Source organism: Kitasatospora sp. NPDC050543, assembly GCF_044457565.1.
Classification (GTDB): Bacteria; Actinomycetota; Actinomycetes; order Streptomycetales; family Streptomycetaceae; genus Kitasatospora.
Genome location: NZ_JBITGZ010000004.1, coordinates 83,093 through 105,348 on the forward strand (window position 1 = coordinate 83,093; position 22,256 = coordinate 105,348).

At 72.2% G+C, this 22,256-nt stretch carries 20 protein-coding genes; 13 read left to right on the forward strand and 7 right to left on the reverse strand.

Annotation, left to right across the window (positions count from 1 at the left end):
• Nucleotides 1–46 precede the first annotated feature (46 nt).
• The 3 genes from ACIBH3_RS06400 to ACIBH3_RS06410 all read right to left on the reverse strand — a co-directional run bounded on the left by ACIBH3_RS06400 (nt 47) and on the right by ACIBH3_RS06410 (nt 3,392).
• Nucleotides 47–1,696 carry a cytochrome bc complex cytochrome b subunit gene (locus tag ACIBH3_RS06400; RefSeq protein WP_396310750.1) on the reverse strand — a complete coding sequence of 550 codons (1,650 nt, stop codon included), beginning with the start codon at nt 1,694–1,696 and terminating at the stop codon, nt 47–49.
• Between the two features lie 308 nt (nt 1,697–2,004).
• Nucleotides 2,005–2,628 (reverse strand): dihydrofolate reductase family protein, encoded by a 624-nt coding sequence (locus tag ACIBH3_RS06405; protein WP_396310751.1) that lies wholly within the window; start codon nt 2,626–2,628, stop codon nt 2,005–2,007.
• 161 nt (nt 2,629–2,789) lie between these two features.
• A complete protein-coding gene (locus tag ACIBH3_RS06410) occupies nt 2,790–3,392 on the reverse strand; it encodes a TetR/AcrR family transcriptional regulator (RefSeq protein ID WP_396310752.1) in 603 nt (200 codons plus the stop codon).
• 94 nt (nt 3,393–3,486) lie between these two features.
• Here ACIBH3_RS06410 and ACIBH3_RS06415 point away from each other — a divergent pair, with 94 nt between their 5' ends.
• On the forward strand, nt 3,487–3,918 hold the full coding sequence (locus ACIBH3_RS06415; protein WP_396310753.1) for an ester cyclase: 432 nt from the start codon (nt 3,487–3,489) through the stop codon (nt 3,916–3,918).
• A gap of 139 nt (nt 3,919–4,057) precedes the next feature.
• The gene (locus ACIBH3_RS06420) at nt 4,058–4,804 is read left to right on the forward strand and encodes an SOS response-associated peptidase (protein WP_396310754.1); all 747 of its coding nucleotides are present in this window, start codon (nt 4,058–4,060) and stop codon (nt 4,802–4,804) included.
• Nucleotides 4,805–5,071: 267 nt separating this feature from the next.
• On the opposite strand, the gene ACIBH3_RS06425 is transcribed toward ACIBH3_RS06420, so the two are convergent.
• Nucleotides 5,072–6,193 (reverse strand): hypothetical protein, encoded by a 1,122-nt coding sequence (locus ACIBH3_RS06425; RefSeq protein WP_396310755.1) that lies wholly within the window; start codon nt 6,191–6,193, stop codon nt 5,072–5,074.
• Between the two features lie 164 nt (nt 6,194–6,357).
• Here ACIBH3_RS06425 and ACIBH3_RS06430 point away from each other — a divergent pair, with 164 nt between their 5' ends.
• Together ACIBH3_RS06430 and ACIBH3_RS06435 are read left to right on the forward strand one after the other, a co-directional pair.
• On the forward strand, nt 6,358–6,978 hold the full coding sequence (locus tag ACIBH3_RS06430; RefSeq protein ID WP_396310756.1) for a hypothetical protein: 621 nt from the start codon (nt 6,358–6,360) through the stop codon (nt 6,976–6,978).
• Between the two features lie 307 nt (nt 6,979–7,285).
• Nucleotides 7,286–7,465 (forward strand): hypothetical protein, encoded by a 180-nt coding sequence (locus ACIBH3_RS06435; protein ID WP_396310757.1) that lies wholly within the window; start codon nt 7,286–7,288, stop codon nt 7,463–7,465.
• 55 nt (nt 7,466–7,520) lie between these two features.
• Here ACIBH3_RS06435 and ACIBH3_RS06440 read toward each other — a convergent pair whose 3' ends face one another.
• On the reverse strand, nt 7,521–8,123 hold the full coding sequence (locus ACIBH3_RS06440) for a GDSL-type esterase/lipase family protein (RefSeq protein WP_396310758.1): 603 nt from the start codon (nt 8,121–8,123) through the stop codon (nt 7,521–7,523).
• 258 nt (nt 8,124–8,381) lie between these two features.
• Here ACIBH3_RS06440 and ACIBH3_RS06445 point away from each other — a divergent pair, with 258 nt between their 5' ends.
• Together ACIBH3_RS06445 and helR are read left to right on the forward strand one after the other, a co-directional pair.
• Nucleotides 8,382–9,026, forward strand: a complete 645-nt coding sequence (locus ACIBH3_RS06445) for a GAP family protein (RefSeq protein ID WP_396310759.1) — start codon at nt 8,382–8,384, stop codon at nt 9,024–9,026.
• Between the two features lie 576 nt (nt 9,027–9,602).
• On the forward strand, nt 9,603–11,750 hold the full coding sequence (gene helR, locus ACIBH3_RS06450; RefSeq protein WP_396310760.1) for an RNA polymerase recycling motor ATPase HelR: 2,148 nt from the start codon (nt 9,603–9,605) through the stop codon (nt 11,748–11,750).
• A 159-nt stretch (nt 11,751–11,909) separates the two neighbouring features.
• Here the strand turns inward: helR and ACIBH3_RS06455 are convergent, their stop codons facing one another.
• Entirely contained in the window at nt 11,910–12,263 is a 354-nt protein-coding gene (locus ACIBH3_RS06455; protein WP_396310761.1) for a hypothetical protein, read from the reverse strand.
• Between the two features lie 109 nt (nt 12,264–12,372).
• Between ACIBH3_RS06455 and ACIBH3_RS06460 the strand changes: the two genes are divergently transcribed.
• From ACIBH3_RS06460 to ACIBH3_RS06475, 4 genes are all read left to right on the forward strand, one after another.
• Entirely contained in the window at nt 12,373–12,852 is a 480-nt protein-coding gene (locus ACIBH3_RS06460; protein ID WP_396310762.1) for a GNAT family N-acetyltransferase, read from the forward strand.
• A 344-nt stretch (nt 12,853–13,196) separates the two neighbouring features.
• Nucleotides 13,197–14,111 carry a LysR family transcriptional regulator gene (locus ACIBH3_RS06465; RefSeq protein WP_396310763.1) on the forward strand — a complete coding sequence of 305 codons (915 nt, stop codon included), beginning with the start codon at nt 13,197–13,199 and terminating at the stop codon, nt 14,109–14,111.
• Nucleotides 14,112–14,221: 110 nt separating this feature from the next.
• On the forward strand, nt 14,222–15,802 hold the full coding sequence (locus ACIBH3_RS06470; RefSeq protein ID WP_396310764.1) for an aminotransferase class I/II-fold pyridoxal phosphate-dependent enzyme: 1,581 nt from the start codon (nt 14,222–14,224) through the stop codon (nt 15,800–15,802).
• A gap of 206 nt (nt 15,803–16,008) precedes the next feature.
• Nucleotides 16,009–16,701 (forward strand): ester cyclase, encoded by a 693-nt coding sequence (locus ACIBH3_RS06475; protein ID WP_396310765.1) that lies wholly within the window; start codon nt 16,009–16,011, stop codon nt 16,699–16,701.
• Between the two features lie 477 nt (nt 16,702–17,178).
• Here the strand turns inward: ACIBH3_RS06475 and ACIBH3_RS06480 are convergent, their stop codons facing one another.
• Nucleotides 17,179–18,567, reverse strand: coding sequence for a helix-turn-helix domain-containing protein (locus ACIBH3_RS06480; RefSeq protein ID WP_396310766.1), 1,389 nt, complete (start codon nt 18,565–18,567; stop codon nt 17,179–17,181).
• A 172-nt stretch (nt 18,568–18,739) separates the two neighbouring features.
• Here ACIBH3_RS06480 and ACIBH3_RS06485 point away from each other — a divergent pair, with 172 nt between their 5' ends.
• The 3 genes from ACIBH3_RS06485 to ACIBH3_RS06495 all read left to right on the forward strand — a co-directional run bounded on the left by ACIBH3_RS06485 (nt 18,740) and on the right by ACIBH3_RS06495 (nt 22,192).
• Nucleotides 18,740–20,113 carry a M64 family metallopeptidase gene (locus tag ACIBH3_RS06485; RefSeq protein WP_396310767.1) on the forward strand — a complete coding sequence of 458 codons (1,374 nt, stop codon included), beginning with the start codon at nt 18,740–18,742 and terminating at the stop codon, nt 20,111–20,113.
• A 697-nt stretch (nt 20,114–20,810) separates the two neighbouring features.
• Nucleotides 20,811–21,443 carry a LysE family transporter gene (locus ACIBH3_RS06490; protein ID WP_396310768.1) on the forward strand — a complete coding sequence of 211 codons (633 nt, stop codon included), beginning with the start codon at nt 20,811–20,813 and terminating at the stop codon, nt 21,441–21,443.
• Nucleotides 21,444–21,664: 221 nt separating this feature from the next.
• Nucleotides 21,665–22,192, forward strand: a complete 528-nt coding sequence (locus ACIBH3_RS06495; protein ID WP_396310769.1) for a cupin domain-containing protein — start codon at nt 21,665–21,667, stop codon at nt 22,190–22,192.
• Nucleotides 22,193–22,256 lie beyond the last annotated feature (64 nt).

Genomic DNA, 22,256 nt, shown 5'->3' on the forward strand with positions numbered 1-22,256 from the left:
GGGGGGGGCGCCCGGCCCCCCCCCCCCCCACCCCTGGTGTGCGGCCTCAGTGGTGGGCGTGGCCGCTGACGACTTCCCGGTGCTCCTCGGCGGTGGGCTTGGGGATCTGCCCGTACAGGCCGAAGTAGTTCCGCGACAGCCAGTGCTTGAATCGGGCCACCCTCCCCGGCTTGCCGTTCGGCTGCTTGGGCTGGGGCGGCGGCAGCGGGATGTACTGCTCGTGCGCGGTGAGCTCGTGCATGCGCTCCGGCGGAAGCGGGAGGTGCACCTCCACGTACTCGCCGTGGGGGAGGCGCTTGATCACGCCGCTCTCGCGGCCGTGCAGCACCTTGTCGCGGTCGCGCCGTTGCAGGCCCAGACACCACCTCTTGGTGATGTAGTAGACCACCACCGGTCCGACGAAGAACCCGATCCGGACCGTCCACGTGATCGCGTTGATCGACAGATGGAAGTGAGTGGCGATCAGGTCGTTGCCGCCTCCGATGAGCAGGATCACGTACAGCGCGGACCAGGCCGCGCCGAAGCCGGTGCGCACCGGGGCGTTGCGGGGCCGGTCCAGGAGGTGCCGCTCACGCCGGTCGCCGATGAGCCACGCCTCGAAGAAGGGGTAGCTCCAGATGGCGGCCAGGACGAGGGGGAAGACCACCAGGGGCACGAACACGCCCATGTTCAGGGTGTGGCCCCACGCCCGGATCTCCCAGCCCGGCATGACGCGCACCAGGCCCTCCGAGTACCCCATGTACCAGTCGGGTTGCGCGTCTGTGGACACCTGGTCGGGCCGGTACGGGCCGTACGCCCAGATCGGGTTGACGGTCGCGATGGCCGACATCACCGAGACGATGCCGAAGACCAGGAAGAAGAAGCCGCCGGCCTTGGCCATGTAGACCGGCATCAGGGGCATGCCGACGACGTTCTCCTCGGTGCGGCCGGGCCCGGCCCACTGGGTGTGCTTGTGGTAGAAGACCAGGATCAGGTGCGCCGCGAGCAGGCCGACCATGATGCCGGGGATGAGCAGGATGTGGACCGTGAACAGTCGCGGCACGATGACGAAGCCGGGGAACTGCCCGCCGAAGATGAACATCTCCAGGTAGGTGCCGATGATCGGCACCGACAGGATGGCGCCCTCCATGAAGCGGATGCCGGTACCGGAGAGCAGGTCGTCGGGCAGGGAGTAGCCCATGAAGCCGTCGAACATGCCGAGGATCAGCAGCGAGGCGCCGAAGATCCAGTTGAGTTCCCGGGGCTTGCGGAACGCACCGGTGAAGAACACCCGCATCATGTGGACGAGCATCGCGGCCACGAAGACGATCGCGGACCAGTGGTGGATCTGACGGATCAGCAGTCCGCCGCGGATGTCGAAGCTGATGTCCACCGTGGAGGCGTAGGCCTCGGACATCCGGATGCCCCGCAGTGGCAGGTACGAGCCCTGGTAGACGACCTCGGCCATGCTGGGCTGGAAGAAGAACGTCAGCCATACACCCGTCAGGATGATGATCACAAAGGTGTAGAGCGCGATCTCGCCCAGCATGAAGGACCAGTGGTCCGGGAAGATCTTGCGAAGGTTGGCCTTGGCCAGCGAGTAGGTGCCCACCCGGCCGTCGGACCAGTCCGTGAGCGCCTCGAACGCATTGGCCGGCGCGTCGCGGCTGGTGGCGCGCGCGGCCGCGTGGGCCGACTGCTTCCTGTCACCCCTCATGGCGCCCTCCCCGCTGGCGTGCGGCGGCCGTTGCCGCCTGGTGTCCGCCCGGGGCGGAAGGCAGGGCCGATGGTCGTCGGTCAAGGAGTCTGGTCATCGGGGCCTCTCGGGAAGACGGCCACCGTCGGAGGCGCACCTGACCCCCCGGCGGGCGCCGCCGTACGGCTACCGCGGTCGTCGCCGACGGTAATGGAACGGTTACGCATCCCATGCTGTCGTGGCGATGCGGTGCGCGCACGCTCATCGCGTCCTGTCGGCCCGTGTCGGCTCGTGTAGCCCCGCTCGGCGGCCGGTGCTCGGGGCGCCGGTCACTCGTCGAGTGCGAAGCTCCCGAAGGTCGCCCGCCCCGTCGGCCGGTAGGTGTGGATGGCCACTCCCGCGCCGGTGGTGCGGGAGTCCGTCAGTCGGAACGAGGTCGGCACGCCCCCGTCCGCGAACAGCCGGGCTCCCGTGCCCAGCACGACGGGGTAGACGAGCAGGCGGTACTCGTCGATCAGGTCGTGGGCCATCAGCGACCGGGCGAGTGCGCCGCTGCCGTGGATCTGGAGCTCACCGTCGGAGTGCCGCTCCTTGAGCCGGGCGACCTCGCCCGGCACGTCGCCGCCGAGGATCGTGGAGCTCTGCCAGTCGGCGTGCGAGAGGGTGGTGGACGCCACGTACTTGGGCAGGGTGTTGAGGCGAGAGGCGACCAGGTTGCCCGGATCGGTCACCTTGGGCCAGTAGGAGGCGAAGATCTCGTACGTCCGGCGGCCGAGCACGAAGCCGCCGGCCCGGTCGAAGCCCTCGTTGACGAAGCGGCCCAGGTCGTCGTCCGCGAACGGGACGAGCCAGCCGCCGTACTCGAATCCGCCGCCGGTGTCCTCCTCGGGGCCGCCCGGGGCCTGCATCACGCCGTCGAGGGTGAGGAACGTGGTGAGGGTCAGTTTGGCCATGGCGCAGCTCCGCTTCGTCCCGTCAGGTCTGTTCCCTCAGGCTCCCAGACGGTGCGGAGGTCGGTGCTGAGCGCCGCGCCGACCCTGCCTCTCCCGGTCCCGGCCCCGATCCTGGCGCCGGCCGTGTCCCGTCCTCGCCGGTCTCGACCCGGTGGGCCGGGTCATTCGAAGGCGGGCAGCAGCGCCCCGACCACCGCGTCGACCGGAGGCAGGAAGCGCGTGGCGGCGGCGCCCAGCAGGTAGCGGTGCATGGCCCGCTGGTGGGCGGCCCCGATCAGCAGGAGCGCTCCCGCGGTCGGATCCAGGGTGTCCCGTACCCGTCCGGCCGCGCATTGCGTCCGCAGCAGGTCGGCGACCGGCTGGAGTGCCAGGTGCGGGCCCACCTCGCCGCGCCGCTGCGCGAGCAGTTCGCGCAGCTGGCTGTCGGACTGCAGGGCGCCGAGGATCGGCATGATCCGCAGATAGAAGCGCTCCAGGCCGGTCACCACCGCCGTCAGATCGGACTTCAGGTCCCCGCTGGGAGTTCGGCCGCCCAGGACCACGGTGGCGTCGGCGAACACCGGCAGGTGCAGGCCGATGACGGCCTGGAGCAGGCCCAGCCGGTCGCCGAAGTGGTAGAAGATGCTGGACTCAGCCACCCCCGCCCGCCGTGCGATCTCCTTGGTGGACAGGGCCAGTCCGGCCTCTCCCAGGACTTCCTCGGTGGCCTTCAGTACCGCCTCCCGCACCCCGGTGGAGGGCCGACCGCGCCGCGCGTCCGCCACGATGTGTCTCCGATCTCCTTGAGTAATCGCTCAGGAAAAGGGTAACTTACTGATGGTTCACTCAGTAATCAGGAGCTGAAGGGGAGACAGATCCATGACCACCACCACGCAGTCCCGCAAGGACGCCATCCGCCGTCTCTACAAGGCACTTGAGGCCGGCGACCTCGACGTGGCCGACGAGCTGTTCACCTCGGACTTCGTCACCAGCGAGGGCCGGCACCAGAACGTCATCGGCCCGCAGGGCTTCAAGGACGCCATTCGTGAGGTGCACGCCACCCACACCGACCCGAGCTTCGAGATCCTGGACATGGTGGCCGAGGGTGACCAGGTCATGGTGCGCTGGCGGATGCGGGCGATCCACGGCGGCGAGCTGATGGGCGTGCCCGCCACCGGCCGGCCGCTCACCATGGAGGCCTTCGCCCTGTTCCGCTTCGTCGGCGACCGCATCAGCGAACGGCACGCCGTCATCGACCGCCTCGGCCTGCTCCAGCAGCTTCAGGCCGGGCAGGCGGAGCAGGCCGAGTAGCTCGCGGAGGCGTCCGGCGAGGGCCGCGGCGGCAACCGCGGCCCTCGCCCTCGCGCCTACAGCGCGGCCGCGGTGGCGCCTCCTGGCGTTCCGGCCGTGGGTCGGTGCGAGCCCGGCGGTTGCGTGGCACGGTGGACGCATGTGCGGTCGCTATGTTTCCACGAGTACGCCCGAGGACCTCGTCCAGTTGTTCGACGTGAACCGCTGGGACCCCAGCGAAACGTTGGAGCCGGACTGGAACGTGGCGCCCACCAAGCCGGTCTGGGCGGTCCTGGAGCGGCCCGTGAGGCACCAAGGACCGGAGGCGGTACGCCAGCTGCGCGCGCTGCGCTGGGGTCTGGTGCCGTCCTGGGCGAAGGACCCCTCGATCGGCAGCCGCCAGATCAACGCCCGGGCCGAGACCGTCCACGAGAAGCCCGCCTACCGCAAGGCCTTCGCCTCCCGCAGGTGCCTGCTCCCGGCCGACGGCTTCTACGAGTGGCAGACACTGCCCGCGCCGCCCGGCGGCAAGGCCCGTAAGCAGCCGTACTTCATCGCCCCGGAGGGGGAGGGGCAGCTGATGGCGATGGCCGGCCTGTACGAGTTCTGGCGCGACTCGACCCGCGCGGACGACGATCCACTGGCCTGGTGGACCACCTGCACGATCATCACCACGGACGCCACCGACGCCGCCGGCCGCATCCACCCCCGCATGCCGCTGACCATCGCCCCCGACGCGATCGACGAATGGCTGGACCCGGAGCACAAGGACCCCGGCCGCCTCCGCTCCCTCCTCACCCCACCCGGAGCCGGCCACCTCCTCGTCCGCCCGGTCTCCACCGCCGTGAACTCGGCCACCAGCAACGGCCCGCAGCTCATCGAAGAGGTCGAAGCCCCGACACCGTAACCGCTCGCCTACAGGAACCGTCCCGCGCACGGGAGTTGCGTGCACTGAGCGCGAGGGCAGCATGCGCCGAGGGCGTCGTGCAGTTGTCCGATCCGTCAACGGGCGGCCACTTTGGCCGATAGGCCCTCGGGGGAAGTTGACGGTGACGGCGGCGGATGCGAAGGCGGGGAAGTTCGCGGGGGTGCTGAGCTGAGCTGAGCAGCCCGCAGCCCGCAGCACGGTTCGGATCGGGGCGGCCTGGCGCGTTAGCGTGCTGGAGCTGGCCGGTCAGCGGGGCTCGATGTGGTAGGTGTCGGCGAGGAAGAGGCTGAAGACCGTTCGGTGAGACTCGCGGATCTGGGCCACGGTGGCCGCCCGGTCCGGTTCCTGGCTGTGATGCTGGAAGATGACGTCCCGGCCGGCGGAGGGGGCAAGGGGCTCGCCGATCTCCTTGGCCCAGGGGACGTCCCAGGTGAGGCGGCCCGAGCCGGCGAGCACGATCATCGGGACGGCCAGGTCGGCGCCGCGGTCGTCGACGCCGGCCTCGCGGTAGTAGCGCAGCGCGCGGGCGACCGAGTGGTAGCCGTCCACGGCGAGTCCGGTCGTCTCCAGGCGCCGGAGGACGTCCGGTACGTCGTCGTCGGTGCCGAAGTACGCGGTCAGGTGCACTCCGCACACCATGGCGGGCCCGGACGTGCCGGCCTTCCAGTCCGGACCCGAGCCACGTCGGCAGGTGTCCTGGAGCACCGTGAACACGAGGGTGAGGCCGGCCTCCTTCGCCAGGACGCCGGCGCTCCTGTCGCGCAGTTCCCGCTCGGAGCGCGCCCGCTTCGCCTGTACCTCCTCCGATTGGGCAAGGGCGCGCAGCCTTCCGGCGCGCGGGCCGCGCTCCCGCGTGGCCAGCCACATGAGGCCCAGGCCTAGGAGCAGCCCGAGCGCCCGGGCCGGCGGCCGTGTCTTGGCAAGGAACCAGCGGCCGGCGAACGCCAGCACGTCCCGGGCTCGGACGGCGTCGGGGTCCGCCGGCGGCACCTCCGTCCTGCCGCCGGGGAGCAGGAGTGCCCCGATGAGAAGCTGGCCGGGCATCAGACAGGCGGAGGAGCGGAGGTAACGGAAGTCCCAGAGCGAGATCAGCACCAGGACGACGCACAGCGGGATCCGGATTCGCCGCCCCTTGGCCGCGCTGCCGGAGAACAGCTGGATCGCGATCACGGACGGCGCCCCGATGAACAGGCCCCACACGATGTAGACCAGGCTCGCCTCTTCGGCTGAGAAGCCGGGCGTCGTCACGGCCAGCCAGATCGTGATGACGACGCACTCCAGCACGAACGCCACGACGTACAGGCCGACGGCCTGCAAAGCCCAGCGCAGGCTGTAGTCCTTGCCCTCGCGCACCGTGAACACGGACATGCCGACTCCCCCCGGTAGTCATCCCTCGCGCAGGACGATACCCGGCGGGCGCGGTCCCGGCCGGACAGCCGACGTGGCTCCGACGGTGCAGCCGTGGTGTCGGCCCGCGCAGGTATGCTCCGACGGCACGCCGGGCGGGCGGGGCGGAGGCGATCGGGGGAGCCATGAGTGGACCACTGCTGTTCCTCGACGTGGACGGCCCGCTGAACCCGTACGCGGCGGAGCCCGGGAAGCGGCCGGTGGGTTACGCGGCTGTTCGCCTGCCGCCGGATCAGGGGAGCGGCCTGGCAGGGGAGTCCGGCGGGAGGCCGCGAAGCCGTGCGAGGCCGGCGCAGCTGTGGCTCAGCCCGGGCCACGGGCCCGCGCTGCTGGCGCTCGGTTACGAGCTCTGCTGGGCCACCGCCTGGATGGACGATGCGAACAGGTGGATCGGTCCCGTGCTCGGCCTGCCCCGGTTGCCGTTCGTCGACTTCGGTGACGCGCTGCTGCGCGAGCGCCCCGACGGGGTCCACTGGAAGGCCGAGCCGCTGGTGAGGTACGCCGGGGGCCGGGCCTTCGCATGGGTGGACGACGAACAGGGGGAGGCGGATCACGCGTACGTGGCCGCCACCCACGGCGGCCCCGGCGCCGTCCTGCTCCACCACGTCAATCCGCGGATCGGCCTGCGGGAAGCCGACTTCACCGCTCTCGCGGCCTTCGCCGCATCCGACGCCCGACCCGGTACGTCCGCGGGGCCGCGAGTCGGCGGGCGCAGGTACGGGCTGGGCCGATCAGGTGGTTCGTGAGCACGGAGGGCCGGTGTACGGTTCCGGCCCGGCTCCGGCTGGGCAAGGGGTGAGGCATGGGACGGGTGATGAGGGACGGTCGGGAGATCGGCTCCCGGGGCGACGCGTACCGCCGCGCGCGCCCCTCGTCCGTACGCCGCCGTGGCCGGCAGCTGTCGCGCTGACGCCGGCGTGATCATGGCTCCCCGCTCCCGGGGAGCGGCGTGACGGCCTGTCAACCGGTGGTGCCACGGCGATCCGGTGCCGGGGTTCCGTCCGTGCATCTGCTCTGCGACTGGAACGGAGATGAGCTGCTGTGATCCTGACCGTGTCCGCCGTTGCGTTCTTCGGCATCCTCCTGTTCTTCCTCACCCGTCGGCAGGAGGGCGCCGGTTTCACCGTGTGCGTCGCCGTCCTGTTCGGGTTCCTGCTGGCGTCCACCGGCGCCGCCCCGGCCATCCACAACCTTCTGAACAGCGCGGCCGGAGTGGTCGGCCCGCACGGCTGAACCCCCTGCCGTGAGCTCGGGCTGCCGCCGTGCGGTTGGGGGTGTGGAAGCGGGGTCAACCGCCGAGCGCCCACTCCCGCCAGCCGCCCCGGAGTACCAGCTCGGCCAGTCGCCCGTAGCCTCCCGCGCCCGGGTGCGCGCCGTCGCCGGCGCCGGCCTCGTCGACCCAGACGGGGTCGGCGGCGAGCGCTCGGGTGACGTCGATGAACGGCACTCCCCGGCCCGCGCACAGCGCCGCCATCTCCTCGGCGGTCCCCAGCAGCCGGCCCAGGTGCTCGGCGCCCCCGATGACGACCGGGGACGGCCCGACGACGAGCGTGCGGATGCGCTGCCGCGCGCTCTCGTCCAGCAGCGCGGCCAGGTTGTCGAGGCACCGGGACGCCTCGACGCGCGGCTTCCCGTCCTCCAGGACGGCGTCGTTGCTGCCGAAGGAGAGGACCAGCCGGTTGTCCGCCTCGGGGAGGGTGCGCGGGGTGACCTCCTGCCGCCAGCGGCGTGCGATGTCCTCGGAGGTGTTGCGGCGGATGCCGAGGTTGAAGGCGGTGATGTCCCCGCCCGTCGCCTGCAGTACCCGGCCGACCCACCCTCGGTACTCCGGATCCCCGATGCCCTGGGTGAAGGAGTCACCGATGAAGCTGATGCGCAGGTTGGTGGTCATCGCGTCACCGTAGGCGGTCGGACCCAGCGGAGGACCTCGTGTCTCAGAGTCCGGCGAGCGGCCCGGACCACTGCCGTTCCTGCCGTTCCTCCGGGCAATCGGGCAATCGGGCGAACGGCGCCGTGGCCTGCTTGACTCGCCAGGGCAGGAGGCCGAGAGTCGGCATGAGGCGTGACTGACGCGGCGTCACGCATACCGATCCGGCCCGGAACCGCAGGCCCGCCGATCAGCCGACAACGTGGGGGAGCTGCACCCTAGATGGTCCTCGACCTCCTCCTGATTGGCACGGCGATCTCGCTGGGGCCGATCCACAACAGCGCCTTCATCCTGCTGCTCTCCTCCGACAACGGCGTCCGCAAGGGGCTGGCGTTCGTGCTGGCCTGGCTCGCCAACCTGGTGGTGGTGATCGCCTGCGTGGAGCTGGTGACCGGCGGGACCCCTCCCGCCCGCAACAGTGCGCCCTCGACGGCGGTCGTGGCGTTCAAGCTGGCGCTGGGCGTGGCGTTGGTCCTCTTCGGCGAGCGCAAGCGCCGCGCGCCCCGCAGCCCCCGTAAGACGCCCAAGTGGATGGCCAAGGTGGACCGGGCATCCGTCTGGGCGGCGGCGGGGCTTGCAGTGCTGCTCCAACCGTGGGGGCTGGTGGGGGCCGGCGCCGCCACGGCGGTCGACGCGGACCTCTCCTCCATCCAGTCGTACCTGGCCCTGTCCGGCTACTGCCTGCTGGCCACGCTCAGCCTGCTGGTGATGGAGGTGTACGTGGTCTGGGCGCCGGTGGCCGCGCGGGCGAAGCTGGGCGGACTGCGAAGCTGGATGGACAGTCATCAGGATCAGGTGGTCGTGACGTTGCTGCTGCTGATCGGCCTGTTGCTGATGGGCAAGAGCATCTACCAGCTGGTTTCCTGAGCCTGCGGGTGAGCGTGCGTCCGCGCGGAGGCATGACGGTGATGGTTCCGGGCGCAGGCCCGGTGCGTGGACGCGGGGTCAGGCGCGGGGCGGCGAAAGTCGGCGGACCCCCGGGCCGCCGGGTCGCCGCGTCGATGTCCTCGGGGGTGAGCAACGGGATCGCCCTGGACGGCAGTGCTCCGCTCGCCCGCACCGTCATGGACCGGCGGCCATGGACACATGGTCGGGGAGGCCGACGATGCAGGACAGGTCGTCGTCGCCGAACGCGAAGGGCTTGTCCGGCCACGGCGGACGAGGGAAGGAGGAGTACCCACCCCTTGCCACTCTTAATCTATAGCGCACCGGGGGGCTTGCGGCAAGACCCCGGTCATACCGCAGAATCGCTGGCCTAGGCCAGAAACCTGCGGAAATCGGAGATCCACTAAGTGCGTGTGTTGTTGTCGGTTCATGTGCCGTGCGGTGACGTCGAGCAGCCGGTGGTGGGACTCGCGCCGCGGTTGCGGGCACTCGGCGCCGAGGTGCAGGTGTGCGCGCCGCCGGACTTCGTGGGTGCCACGGCAGATCGGAGCTGCTGACATGAACCACCTGACCACCAGTGCGTTCGACCTGCCCGACCACCTCTCCCCCAAGGCCGACCCGGCGCTGATCGCCGGCGACGAGCAGCACTTCGCGGCCATCGCGGAGAGCCTTGAGCAGGCGATCGCCGAACTGTCCGACCGTCTCGACGCCGAGCGCAAGGCGCCCGGCGGCGTCGGCCGGGAGGCGATGGACCGGGACATCGAGATCCACCGGCTGAGCGGGCGTCTGCGCGCCCTGCGTCGCTTCGGTCTGGACCTGTGCCTCGGACACATCGTCAGCACGGACAACCCCGAGCCCGTGTACATCGGCCGACTCGGCCTCACCGACAGCGAGGGCCGTCGGCTGCTGCTCGACTGGCGCTCGCCCGCGGCCGAACCGTTCTTCGCGGCGACCCACGCCAACCCGATGGGGCTGGCGAGCCGCCGCAGGTATCGCTGGACCCGAAGCCGGATCAGCGACTACTGGGACGAGGTGTTCACCGCCGACGGGCTCGAAGGGCACGCCGCGCTCGACGACCAGTCCGCCTTCATCGCCAGCCTGGGCAGCAACCGGTCGTCCCGGATGCGAGACGTGCTCGCGACCATTCAGGCCGACCAGGACGCCATCATCCGGGCGGGATCCCGCGGCGCTCTCGTCGTCGACGGCGGTCCGGGTACGGGGAAGACCGTCGTCGCTCTGCACCGCTCGGCCCACCTCCTCTACTCCGACCCGCGCCTCGGTCACCGTCGGGGCGGTGTGCTGTTCGTCGGTCCGCACCAGCCCTACCTGGCCTACGTCGCCGATGTCCTCCCGAGCCTCGGCGAGGAGGGCGTGCGGACCTGCACCGTCCGCGACCTCGTCGCCGAGGGTGCCACGGCGGCGATCGAGTCCGACCCGGACATTGCCCGCCTGAAGTCGTCCGCGAACATGGTGAAGGCGATCGAGCCGGCCGTCGGCATCTACGAGGAGCCGCCTACCGAGGGGATGACGGTCTCGACCCACTGGTCCGACATCTGGCTGAGCGCCGACGACTGGGCCGCGGCGTTCGAAGCGGCGGAGCCGGGCACGCCGCACAACGAAGCTCGCGACCAGATCCGGGAGGAGCTGTTCACGATCCTGATGGACAAGGACGACAGCGACGCCCCGCCCGAGCTGCTCCGGAGGTCGTTGCTGCAGAACCGGGAGCTGATCGGGGCCCTCAACCGCGCATGGCCGATGCTCGAAGCCACCGACCTCGTCGGAGATCTCTGGTCGGTGCCCGCCTACCTGCGCAAGTGCGCTCCCTGGCTGAGCGTCGACGAGGTCCGCAAGTTGCAGCGTAAGGACGCCCAGGCCTGGACGGTGTCCGACCTGCCGCTCCTGGACGCGGCCCGGCAGCGGCTCGGCGACCCGGAGGCGGAACGCCGCAAGCGTCGGCACGACGCCTCCGTCGCCGCCGAACGCGCGCGGATGGCCAGCGTCATCGACGGCCTGCTCCAGGCCGATGACGACGGTGAAGGCGCGGTGACCATGCTGCGCGGACAGGACCTTCAGGGCAGCCTGGTCGACGAGAGCGCACTGCCGGGCACCGACCTGGAGCCTCTCGCCGGCCCGTTCGCGCACGTCGTGGTGGACGAGGCTCAGGAACTCACCGACGCGGAGTGGCAGATGCTTCTGCTCCGCTGCCCGTCCCGGAGCTTCACCATCGTCGGGGACCGGGCCCAGGCCAGGCACGGGTTCACCGAGTCGTGGCAGGAACGGCTCGAACGGGTCGGGCTCGACCGGATCACCGTGGCCTGCCTGAGCGTCAACTACCGGACGCCGGAGGAGGTCATGGCGGAGGCCGAGCCGGTCATCCGGGCGGTGCTCCCGGACGCCAATGTGCCGACCTCCATCCGAAGCAGCGGCATCCCCGTCGTGCACGGATCCGTTTCTGACCTGGACGCGATCCTCGACACCTGGCTCGCCGAGCACGCCGAAGGGATCGCCTGCGTCATCGGCGATCCCACGTTCCGGCCGACGTCCCGCGTCCGGTCGCTGACCCCGGGTCTGTCGAAGGGGCTCGAGTTCGACCTGGTCGTCCTCATCGACCCGGAGGCGTTCGGCGAGGGCATCGCAGGAGGCGTCGACCGCTATGTCGCGATGACCCGGGCGACGCAGCGGCTCGTGATCCTCACGAGCTCCTGACACCGGCCAAGGCAACGTGTGTTCGGCCGGCGCGAGCCGGACGGACGAAGGGAGGGGCGGGCGGATGTGCCGAAGGCACCGCGGGGTGCGCGGTGCCTTCGGGGTGAGCGATCGTACGGTCGGGCGCGCGGTGTCGAGGCCGCCCGGAGTGGCGCACCGTCAGGCGCGCACGGTCAGCCAGGCGCCGAGGCCGCTGCAGCCGCGTGCGTCGTAGGTGGTGCTGCGGTAACCGGCCGGGATGGGGGAGTAGGGGCAGGTCCAGATGCCGTTGCGGACGAGCTGGTGGTACCAGGAGCCCGCGCCGCCGCACCCGTTGCGGTCGAACGCGGTCAGGACGTACCCGGCCGGAATCGGTGCCCCGGCGCAGGACCACCCGCCTGCCGCGATCTGCGACCCGCCCGCTGCGGCGGGGGCGGGGGCGGCGTTGGCGGTGGCCGCGCCGGCCAGGAGGACGGTCGCGACGAGTGCGATCACCCCCGCCAGGGCGGCGATCCTGCGGCGGGCGGATGCCATCGTCGTGCGGCTCTGAGCCGAATGGGCCCGGTGGGGCTCTGTTCCGGACGGTGCGGATGGTGTGGGGGAGGCGTCCGGCCCGGCGGGTGTGTGGGCGATGATGACCTTCATGAGCGATCGAGTGATCAGGGCGGGTGTGCGCCAGGCGGTGCCGGCCGATCTCGCCGAGGTGGAGGTGCTGGCCGGCGAGCACGCGGCGTACGAGCGGGCGGCCCCGCCGGCGGAGGGGTTGGCGGCACTGCTCGCGGCGGAGCTGTTCGAGCGGGCGGAGCCGCGGCTGGGCTGCCTGGTCGCCGAGCTGCCGGGCGGCGGGCTGGCGGGGTACGCCACCTGCACCACCGAGTTCAGCACCTGGGAGGGCCGGCCCTATCTCCACCTCGACTGCCTCTACCTGCGCGAGGAGCACCGCGGGCTGGGCCTCGGTGCGGAGCTGATGGCGGCCGTGCTGGCAGAGGCGCGGGCGCGCGGGCTCCGGCAGGTGCAGTGGAACACGCCGGTCTGGAACGAGGGCGCCATCCGCTTCTACGACCGCCTCGGTGCCACGCGCAAGGAGAAGCAGCGCTACAGCCTCGCCGTCGAACCGTCCTGACGACGCGTCCTGACGGTCCGTTCGGGCGGAGGTGTGGTGGCCGCGCCATCGCTGCCATCGCCGCCTCCATCGCCCGAAAGTTCGCTGGAGACGGCGCCTGGGTGCCAGGTGAGGGTCGGGGTTCCTGCTCGACGCGCGGTTCCGGCCCGTGCTCGGCGGTCGCAGCTCCCGTAGCCGGGACCGCGGCGACTGGGACCCGCGCCACTCGTACCCCGTAAAGTGGCACGGGTCAGCGCATTCGGGCTGCCCGGGACGGGATGTCACAGTCGGATCGGGTGTCAAAGCGGTCGGGTGCCGCTGCCGGGGGCCCGTCCCGTCGACCCTGCTAGGACCCGGATCTTCCCATGCTCGAACTGCGTCATCTCCAGGTGTTGCGCGCCATCGCGCGTGAGGGCTCGCTGGCGGCCGCCGCGCGCTCCCTGCACTACTCCCAGCCCACGGTGACGCATCACCTCGACCGGCTGGAATCCCACTTCGACGCGCCGCTGGTGCACCGCGGCCCGCGCGGCACCGCGCTCACCGAGGTCGGCGAGGCCCTGCTGCCGCACGCGGAGGCCGTCCTGGAGCGGATCAGGCTCGCCGAGCGGGAGGTACGGCGTCTGGTCGAGCACGGCTCCACCACCCTGCGGGTCGGGACCTTCCCCACCGCCGGGGCGTTGCTGCTGCCGCCGGCCGTGAAGAAGCTCCACCACTCCGGCGCGCACGTGTCGCTCACCGAGGGGGAACTCCCCAACCTGCTCGCCGGGCTGCGTTCGCGCGAGCTGCACCTGGCGCTGGTCTTCTCGCAACCCGGCGAGCGGCTGGAGCTCGAACCGGAGTTCGTCGTCCACCCGCTCCTGGAGGACCCGCTGCTGCTGGCCCTGCCCGCCGACCATCCGCAGGCCCGGCTCGACCGCGTGCCGCTGGCCGCGCTGCGCACCGAGGGCTGGATCATGGGCACCACCGACTGGGATCCGGTCGACCGCGCGCTCGGCTGGGCCTGCGCGCAGGAGGGCTTCGAGCCCGTCCATGTGATGCGTACGGACGACTACGCCGTCCTGCAGGGATTCGTCGCGGCCGGCATCGGGATCGCGCTGGTGCCCCGGCTCGGCCTGGGCACCCCGCGTGAGGACCTGGTCGTCCGGCCGGTGGACGGCCCGCCGCTCAGCCGGCAGATCGGCGTGGCCATGCCGCGCACCGGTCGGTCGCGGAGCGTGGAGGTGCTGATGGCTGAGCTGGTGGCCCAGGCGGAGCGGATCACCGCGGCCTGGGCAGGCTGACCGGGGCGGTCTCGGCCAGGTTGCCGGGCCGAGCTCCAGAATTCATCTGGATATCCCCAGACAACCGGGGCGTTCTCTTCGCTCCGCCCGGCTGCCAGTCTCGCAGTGTGATGATCCGAACCACCCGCGACTCCGTTCGGCCGGCCCAGAACTCGGCCGAGCCCCACCTCGAGCCCAAGCCCGAAGCCGGGCTCCAGCGGCACGCCCCGTACGCCGCCGCCGTGAGCGCCCACGGCGAGCTCGACTGGCTCCGGCTGAACGTGCCCGGCCACGCCGCCGACGGTGCCCGCTTCGACGCGCTGTCGGCGCTCCTGGGCGACGCGCCGCTGCGGCTGGACGTCCCGCCGCTGCTGGACGGGATCGATCTGGGCGCGGGCAGCCCGCTGGAGCAGGCGCTCGACCTCGCCGCCGAGGCCTGGGGCGCCCGCCGCACCTGGTTCCTGACCAACGGCGCCTCCCAGGGCAACCGGATCGCCGGCCTGGTGGCCCAGGCCCTCGGCGAGACCCTGGTGGTGCAGCGCAGCGTGCACTCCAGCGTCATCGACGGCCTGGTGCTCTCCGGTCTGCGCGCCGCCTTCGTCCAGCCGTCGCTCGACCCGGAGCTCGGTATCGCGCACGGAGTCACCGCGGCCGACCTCGCCACCGCGATCGCCGCGCACCCGGACGCCGCGGCGGCGTACGTCGTCACCCCCAGCTACTTCGGCGCGGTGGCGGACGTCCGGGCGCTCGCGCGCACCGCGCACGGCGCCGGCATACCGCTGATCGTCGACGAGGCCTGGGGCTCGCACTTCGGCTTCCACCCCGAGCTGCCCGCCAACGCGCTGGAGCTCGGCGCCGACCTGGTCATCTCCAGTACCCACAAGCTCGGCGGCAGCCTGACCCAGTCGGCCATGCTGCACCTCGGCCACGGTGCCTTCGCCGACCGGCTGGAGCCGCTGATCCAGCGGGTCTTCAACCTCACCCAGTCGACGAGCGCCAGCGCTCTGCTGCTCGCCTCCCTCGACCTCGCCCGGCGCGGCCTGGCCACCGGCCGGGAGCGGATCGCGGCCTCGCTGGACGCGGCGGACAAGCTCCGGGACGCCGTCCGCGCGGCCGGGCGGTTCACCATCGTCAGCGACGGCTTCGAACGCTTCGCGGACATCGTCGCCGCCGACCCGCTCAGGGTGCCGATCGACACCCGGGCGGGCGGCATCTCCGGCCACGAGGCGCGCTGGCGGCTGATGAACGATCACCGGATCCTGGTCGAGGTCGCCACCGACTCGGCGATCGTCGCGGTGGTCGGCGCCGGCGCCGTCCCCGACGCGGATCGCTTCGTCGAGGCCCTGCACGCCCTGCCGGCGCCGCTCGTGCCCCGGGACGGCCTGCGGGTGGGCGGGCAGCCGGGCGGACGGCGGTCCGAGCCGCCCCGGCTCCGGCTCCCGCAGCCCGGCCCGGTACGGATGACGACACGTCAGGCCTTCCTCGCCCCCAGCCGTCTCGTGCGCGCGCAGGACGCCGTCGGGCGTGTCTCGGCGGACACCCTGGCCGCCTACCCGCCGGGGATCCCCAACGTCCTGCCGGGCGAGGTCATCACCGCGGAGCTGGTCGAGTTCTTCCAGCTCACCGCCGCCACCCAGGGCGGTCACGTCCGCGGCGCGGCGGACCCGGCGGTGTCGAAGCTCCGGATCGTCGACGAGCCCACCGCGCCCTGAGCCGTCGCCGCCCCGGCGCAGGTGTGAACGGGGGGCGCGCCCCCGTTCAGGACACCAGGCCCAGGCGGCGTGGTCGGCGGCCGTCGACCGGATGAGCCGAGGGCCGGCGTTCGGGTGTTCTGGTGCCCGGGGCGCGGGGGGAGGAGAGTGGAAGGCAGCGCGGTCGGTGGACGGAGGCAAGCAGGGGGAGTGATCGGGAGGTCACGATGACCTTTGTACAGATCGTAGAGTGCCGTACGGAGCGGCCGGACGAGCTCAACCGGCTGATGGACTCCTGGATCGAGCAGACCCACGGCAGGCGCACCGCGACCCATGCGATGGTCGGCGCGGACCGGGCGGACGCCGGGCACATCGTGGAGATCGTCGAGTTCCCCTCGTACGAGGCGGCGATGCGCAACTCCAGCCTCCCGGAGACCGACCGGATCTTCCGGGAGATGGTGGCGCTCTGCCAGGAGCCGCCGACCTTCACCAACCTCGATCTGGTCCGGGACGAGCAGCTCCACAAGGACGCGGCTCGCCGGCTGCTGGAGGACCCGCCGAAGGGGGACATGTCCCCGATCGACGAGTTGCTGGCGCCCGACTACTGCGACCACGACCCGTCGATGGACGGTGACACCGTCGGCCCGGCGGCGGTCAAGAAGATGATCGAGGGCTACCGCAAGGCCTTCGACTTCACCTTCGACATCCAGAGTCAGCTCGCCGAGGGCGACCAGGTGGTCACCCGCTGGATCTGGCGTGGCACCCACATCGGCGAGTACATGGGCATGCCGGCCAGCAACAAGACCATCGAGTCCGCCGGGATGACGATGTTCCGGTTCGAGGAGGGCAAGGCGAAGGAAGGCTGGTGGAGCTGGGACGCCGTCGCCATGATGCGCCAGATGGGCATGATGCCCGAGTGATCGGGAACGCCGCGCACCGCGCACCACGGCACCGCGCCCGCTGGTAGGCGCGGTCAGGGTCACCTACCGTCGTCGTGCTGCGCCGAAGCGTCGAACATCCGCCGCGGGCGGCCGCGGAGGGCGCGCGCGGCGGGGGTGGCGGGACCGTCGGCCCCCCCGGCGCAGGCACAGCACCCCCCCAGCGCGGGCCCGGGTGGGGCCCCCGGGGTCGGCGGCCGCCACCCGCGGGGGGGGGGGGGGCGCCGGGCCCCCCCGCGGGGGGGGGGGGCCCCCCCCCCCGCCCCCGCCCCCCCCGCGGCCCCCCCCCCCCCCCCCCGCGGCGGGGGTGACGGGACCTTCGGCCCGCCAGGCGAAGGCAAGGCACCCGCGCAGCTCGGGCCCGGTTGCGGCCAGCGGGATCGTCGACCGCCTCGCGAGGTCGTCGCCGGGGCTGACGGCCGCGGCGCTGGGCTCTCGGGTGAGGATGTCGGCGGCCGGTCAGCGGCCGGTCGTAGCTGGTCGTGACAGGCCGAGGACGCCCGGGGGCAGGGGCGGCCGGGCCGGGGCAGGGCCCAGGGTCGTCGTGCCCGGGGTCTCGCGGTGGCCGAGGCCGGTGCGGTAGACGTCCAACGCCAGTTCGGTCCTGCCGGTGCGGCGCAGGAGGTCGCCCAGCAGGCGGCAGAGGTCGGCGAGGTCGCCGGCCGCTCCCGCTCGTTCGAGCAGGGACAGGGCGCTGACATAGTGCTCCTCCGCGGCGTCCGTGGCGCCCCGGTCCTCGGCCATGAGCCCCAGCAGGCGGTGCGCCCCGGCGGCGTGGACGGCGCCGCGGTCCGGGCCGATGCGGTCGAGGAGACGGCTGAGCAGGTCGCCGGCCTCCCGGTGGCTCCCGCGGCGGCGCAGCACGTCCGCGAGTTCGACCTCCACCTGGTGGGTGTAGAGCTCGGCCTGGTGCGCCGCCAGCATGTCGCGGGCGGTGCGCAGTTCGCGCTCCGCGCGGTCCAGGTCACCCGCCTGGGCGTGGACGTACCCGCGCATCCAGTGGCACTTGGCGAGGTCCGGGCTGAGCCGCAGCCGCTGGTACAGCTCCTGCGCCCTGGCCAGTGACGCGTCGGCCTCGGCGGTGCGGCCCTCGGCGATCAGGGTCCGGGCGACGCTCCGGTGCAGGCCGGCGACGAGTGCGGGGTCGGTGGCGGCGGGGGCGAGGGCCAGGGCGAGTTCGGCGGCCTGGGCGGCGCGGGCGTGCGCGCCCATGTCCAGGTAGGGCCCGATCGCCGCGGAGTACAGCAGGAGCAGCGCGTCGGGGTCGTGCAGCCCGCTGGTGTTGAGCTGGTCGATCGTGGCTTCCAGCAGGTAGCAGGCGTACCGGAGTTCACCCGCGAGCAGGTGGGCTACGGCCCGGCCGCGGATCGCGGCGGCGCGCAGCGGCAGCGGCTCGTCGCCCTGGAGCCGCTCGGCCGTCTCGAAGTGCTCGCGGGCCTCGTCCAGGCGCCCGCTCTCCAGGGCGCAGTCACCGAGGCCGAGCCGTGCGGCCGGGAGCAGGGACGGGACGCCGTACCGGGTGGCCCGCTCCAGGCAGCTGGCGAAGCGTTCGGCCGCCTCGTCGGTGCGGCCGGACGCGAGTGCTTCGTGCGCCTCGGTCAGGGTGAGCCGGAGCTCGGTGGCCAGGTGGGCGGGGCGGCCGGTGGCGAGCTCGTCGAACGTGGCGCCGAGACGTTCGGCGAGGTACCGGAGTGCGGGCTCGGAGGGCCGGACGCGGCCGGCCTCCAGTGTGGAGATGTAGGCGGCGGTGTACGCGGGTTCGGCGAGGGCACGCTGGGTCAGCCCCCGCTGCCGGCGCAGTCGTCTCACCCGCTTGCCGATGTCGGCCGGGCTGCTCTCCTCGTCCATGTCCGTTTCCTTCCGTTCCTTCCGCCCTGCACCTTCGCGGTGGCGCGCATGCTCGCCATCATCGCCGCCCCCATTGCCCGACGTGCCGGGGTGCCCTACATTAACCCGGCAGTTAAGTGTGGTTACGAGCGTGATTACACGTCAACTTAACATCGGACCTGGAGGTTTGACAGTGCGCATCAGCAGACTGACCGCCATCGCCCTGGCCGGCGCCACCGTCCTGGCGGTCCTAGGTGCCGGGACGGCGCCCGCCGCCCGGGCCACACCCGACACGTCCGACGCATCCGTCGCGTTGCCCGCCGCCTCGGGGGCCCGGGTGGCCCCGGTGTCCGCAGCGGGCGGCGCGAGCCCGGCCGGTCGGCGGGTGGAGGCCTTCGGCGAGGACGGCAGCATCAGCCGCGCCGTCGTTCCGGCGCAGTCGCCGTTCCTCTCGCCCAGGCTCACGGCCGGGATCGCCGGCGACGGCGCCGTCACCTCCGTCGTCCGCAACGGTGGTATCGACGCCAAGCTGGACGTCGTCGTCATCGGGGACGGCTACACCGCCGAGGAGCAGGAGAAGTTCCACGCCGACGCCGCAGCGAAGTGGCGGGAGATCACCGCCGTCGAGCCCTATGCGACGTACCGCTCGCTGTTCAACGTCTGGGCCGTGGACGCCGTCTCCGCACAGTCGGGCATCTCCGGTGACCCCGAGCGTTCGACGGTCCGCGACACCGCCCTCGGGGCGTACTTCTGGTGCGAGGACCTGGAGCGCCTGCTCTGCGTCGACACCGCCGCGGTGGACCGGTACGCGGCCAAGGCCCCACAGGCGGATCTCGTCGTCGTGGTCGCCAACAGCGCCAAGTACGGCGGCGCCGGCTACAACGACGTCGTCTCGCCCCTCGGCTACTCCGGGATCGCCACGGTGGCCGGCGGCAACCCCCGCTCCGGCCAGATCGCCGTCCACGAGACCGGCCACTCGCTCGGGAAGCTCGCCGACGAGTACTTCTACGACGGCTACGGCACCTACGGGGGCGACGAGCCGCCGGAGGCCAACACGACCGTACTGACCGCGCGCGAGATGCGCCGCGAACACGAGAAGTGGTACCGCTGGCTGGGCCGGACCTCGCCCGACGGCGGCACCGTCGGCGCGTACGAGGGCGGCGGCTACTACCCACTCGGGATCTACCGGCCGACCGACAACTCGATCATGCGATCGCTGGGCCGGGAGTTCAACCTCCCCGGCCGGGAGGCGATGATCGCGGGCTTCTACCGCTACGCCTCGCCGCTGGACAGCGCCACCTCCACCGACACCGTGCTCACCGGGGCCGACCGGCTCGCCGTCGACCTGCCGGTCGCCGGTACCCGGCTGCGCTGGTACCTCGACGGCAGGGAGGTCAGGGGGCTGGCCGGCGGGACCGCGATCAGCGTCGCCGACCTCGGCCTCACCGGCCCCAAGGGCCGGCGGCACCGGCTCACCGCCGTAGCGACCGACCCGACCCCGGCCGTCCTCGACCCCGAGCCGCGTGAGTCCCTCACCGACGCCCTCAGCTGGGAGGTCACCCGCTAGCCGGGCGCGAGCGGAGTGGCGGCGGGAGGGCTTGGGAGGGCGCGGGAGGGGCGGGAGGCGTAGGGGTGCGGGCCGGGGTGGGGCCGGTGGTGAGTTCCGATACAAACGGTGCAATGTGGGCTGTGTGCATATCTATGCGAAATATGACAAAATATGCGTAATGCCGCACTCTACCGAGGAGCATCACCGCATGGCCCACGGAGCCCACCCCAACGCTCCCGTCCCGGCCCCCCGCGCGGTCATAACCCTGGCCCGCGACTGCCGCGAATGCCGCGCCTGGGGCACTGTGGTCACGCCGGAAGGGCACCACGAACTCTGCCCGGCGTGCCAGTACCCCGACCGAACCCCGCCGACCTCCGCACCGACACCCTCCGCCGACCGCCCGAGCGGAGTGACCTGCAAGCTGCGAAGGGGTGGTTCCCGAGCAGGGGAACGGTGATCCTCCCCGTGGCGGGCCGACGGCTGCGGGGCGGAAGCCTCGACACCGCGGCCCGCTCCCGGCCGGACTCCCCGGCTTCCGCCGAAGGCGCTCGGACGGTGCCGGCCACCCGCGAAATCGGTTGTCCGGGCGCCCGAGCTGCCCCCAGAATCTGCCCATGACCACGACTGCCACCATTCTGCCGCCGACCTCCACCGCCCGATCGGCGCGAGGCCGGCGGCAGTCCGGCCGACCGGTGAGGCCGACTCCCACGCACGCGTGATCGCCGCCCTGGTCGCCGGCCTCCTCGCCGGGTACGGCATCGCCCTGCCCGTGGGAGCGGTGGCGACCTACCTGGTGGCCCTGACGGCCCGGACGTCGCTGAAGGTCGGCGCCTGCGCCGCACTGGGCATCGCCACCGCTGACGGCCTCTACGCGCTGACCGCCGCGCTCGGCGGCGCCGCGCTCGTCCCGGCCATCGAACCGATCATGGTTCCGCTGCGCTGGGGCTCCGCGCTGGTGCTCGTCGCGCTGGCGGCCCGCAGCGGCGCCTCGGCGATCAGCCGGTACCGCTCGGACCGGGAGGCCACCCCCGCCGACGAGGTCCCCCTCGATCCCGCCCGGGCCTACCTGGGGCTGCTCGGGATCACACTCATGAACCCGATGACCGTGATCTACTTCGCGGCGCTCGTGCTCGGCAGCCGCAGTACGGTTGCCGCACGCCCGCTGGAGCAGGGTCTCTTCGTCCTCGCGGCCTTCGTCGCATCCGCCAGCTGGCAGCTGCTCCTGGCCGGCGGCGGCGCCCTGCTCGGCCGCACCCTGACCGGCAGCCCGGGGCGGCTGATCACCGCGCTCGCCTCCACCGCCCTGATCACGGCGCTCGCCGCACACCTGGTCATGTCAGGCCCGTGACCGGCTACCGCCGTCAGGCGCCGGCGACGCTCCGGATCGGCGGACTCGCGGTGCCGTCGGGGCCCCGCAGCGGGACGGTCGGGCGTCTGATCGGTCGTCGGAATTGACCCACTGATTCAGCGTCAAAGTGCACCATGTGGGCGGTCTATCGGGCCAATAGAGTTGTTCTCACGAGGTCACGGAAGAAGCCGAGGCCGCAGGTCAGCCCAGGGAGTACCACCATGAACGCCGCTACGAACGCCGCTGTGAACGCCACCGCCGCCTCCGCGCCGAAGCCGGTTCTGACCCGCGCCGCCGAGGCCGAGACGACCAGTGACCCGAGCAGCGTGATGACGCTGCTCGCCGACTGCGGTACCGACGGCAGCTCGCTGACCAGCTACCGTTCGCGCTTCACCAAGGGCGCGGTGGGTGCCCCGGCCCACTTCCACACCCGGGCCTCGGAGCTGTTCTTCGTGATCGGGGGCTCGCTTCAGGTGCTCGTCGACGACGAGGTGAAGGTCCTGCACGAGGGTGACCTGCTGCTGGTGCCGCCACACACCCCGCACGCCTTCGCGGCGGCGCCCGGCGCCGAGGCCGACGTCCTGTTCGTCTTCACGCCCGGCATGCCGCGCTTCGACTACCTGCGCCTGCTGGGCCGGGTGATGCGAGGCGAGGCCGGTGTGGAGGAGATCAAGGAGTCCTCGGAGTTCTTCGACAACCACTACGTGGACAGCCCGGTCTGGCGTGCCGCCCTCGAAGCGGCGAAGTGACCCCCGGACGTCGAGCGCGGGGCCGGGCCTGACCGCCCCGGCCCCGCGCCCGGCCCCACCGCGC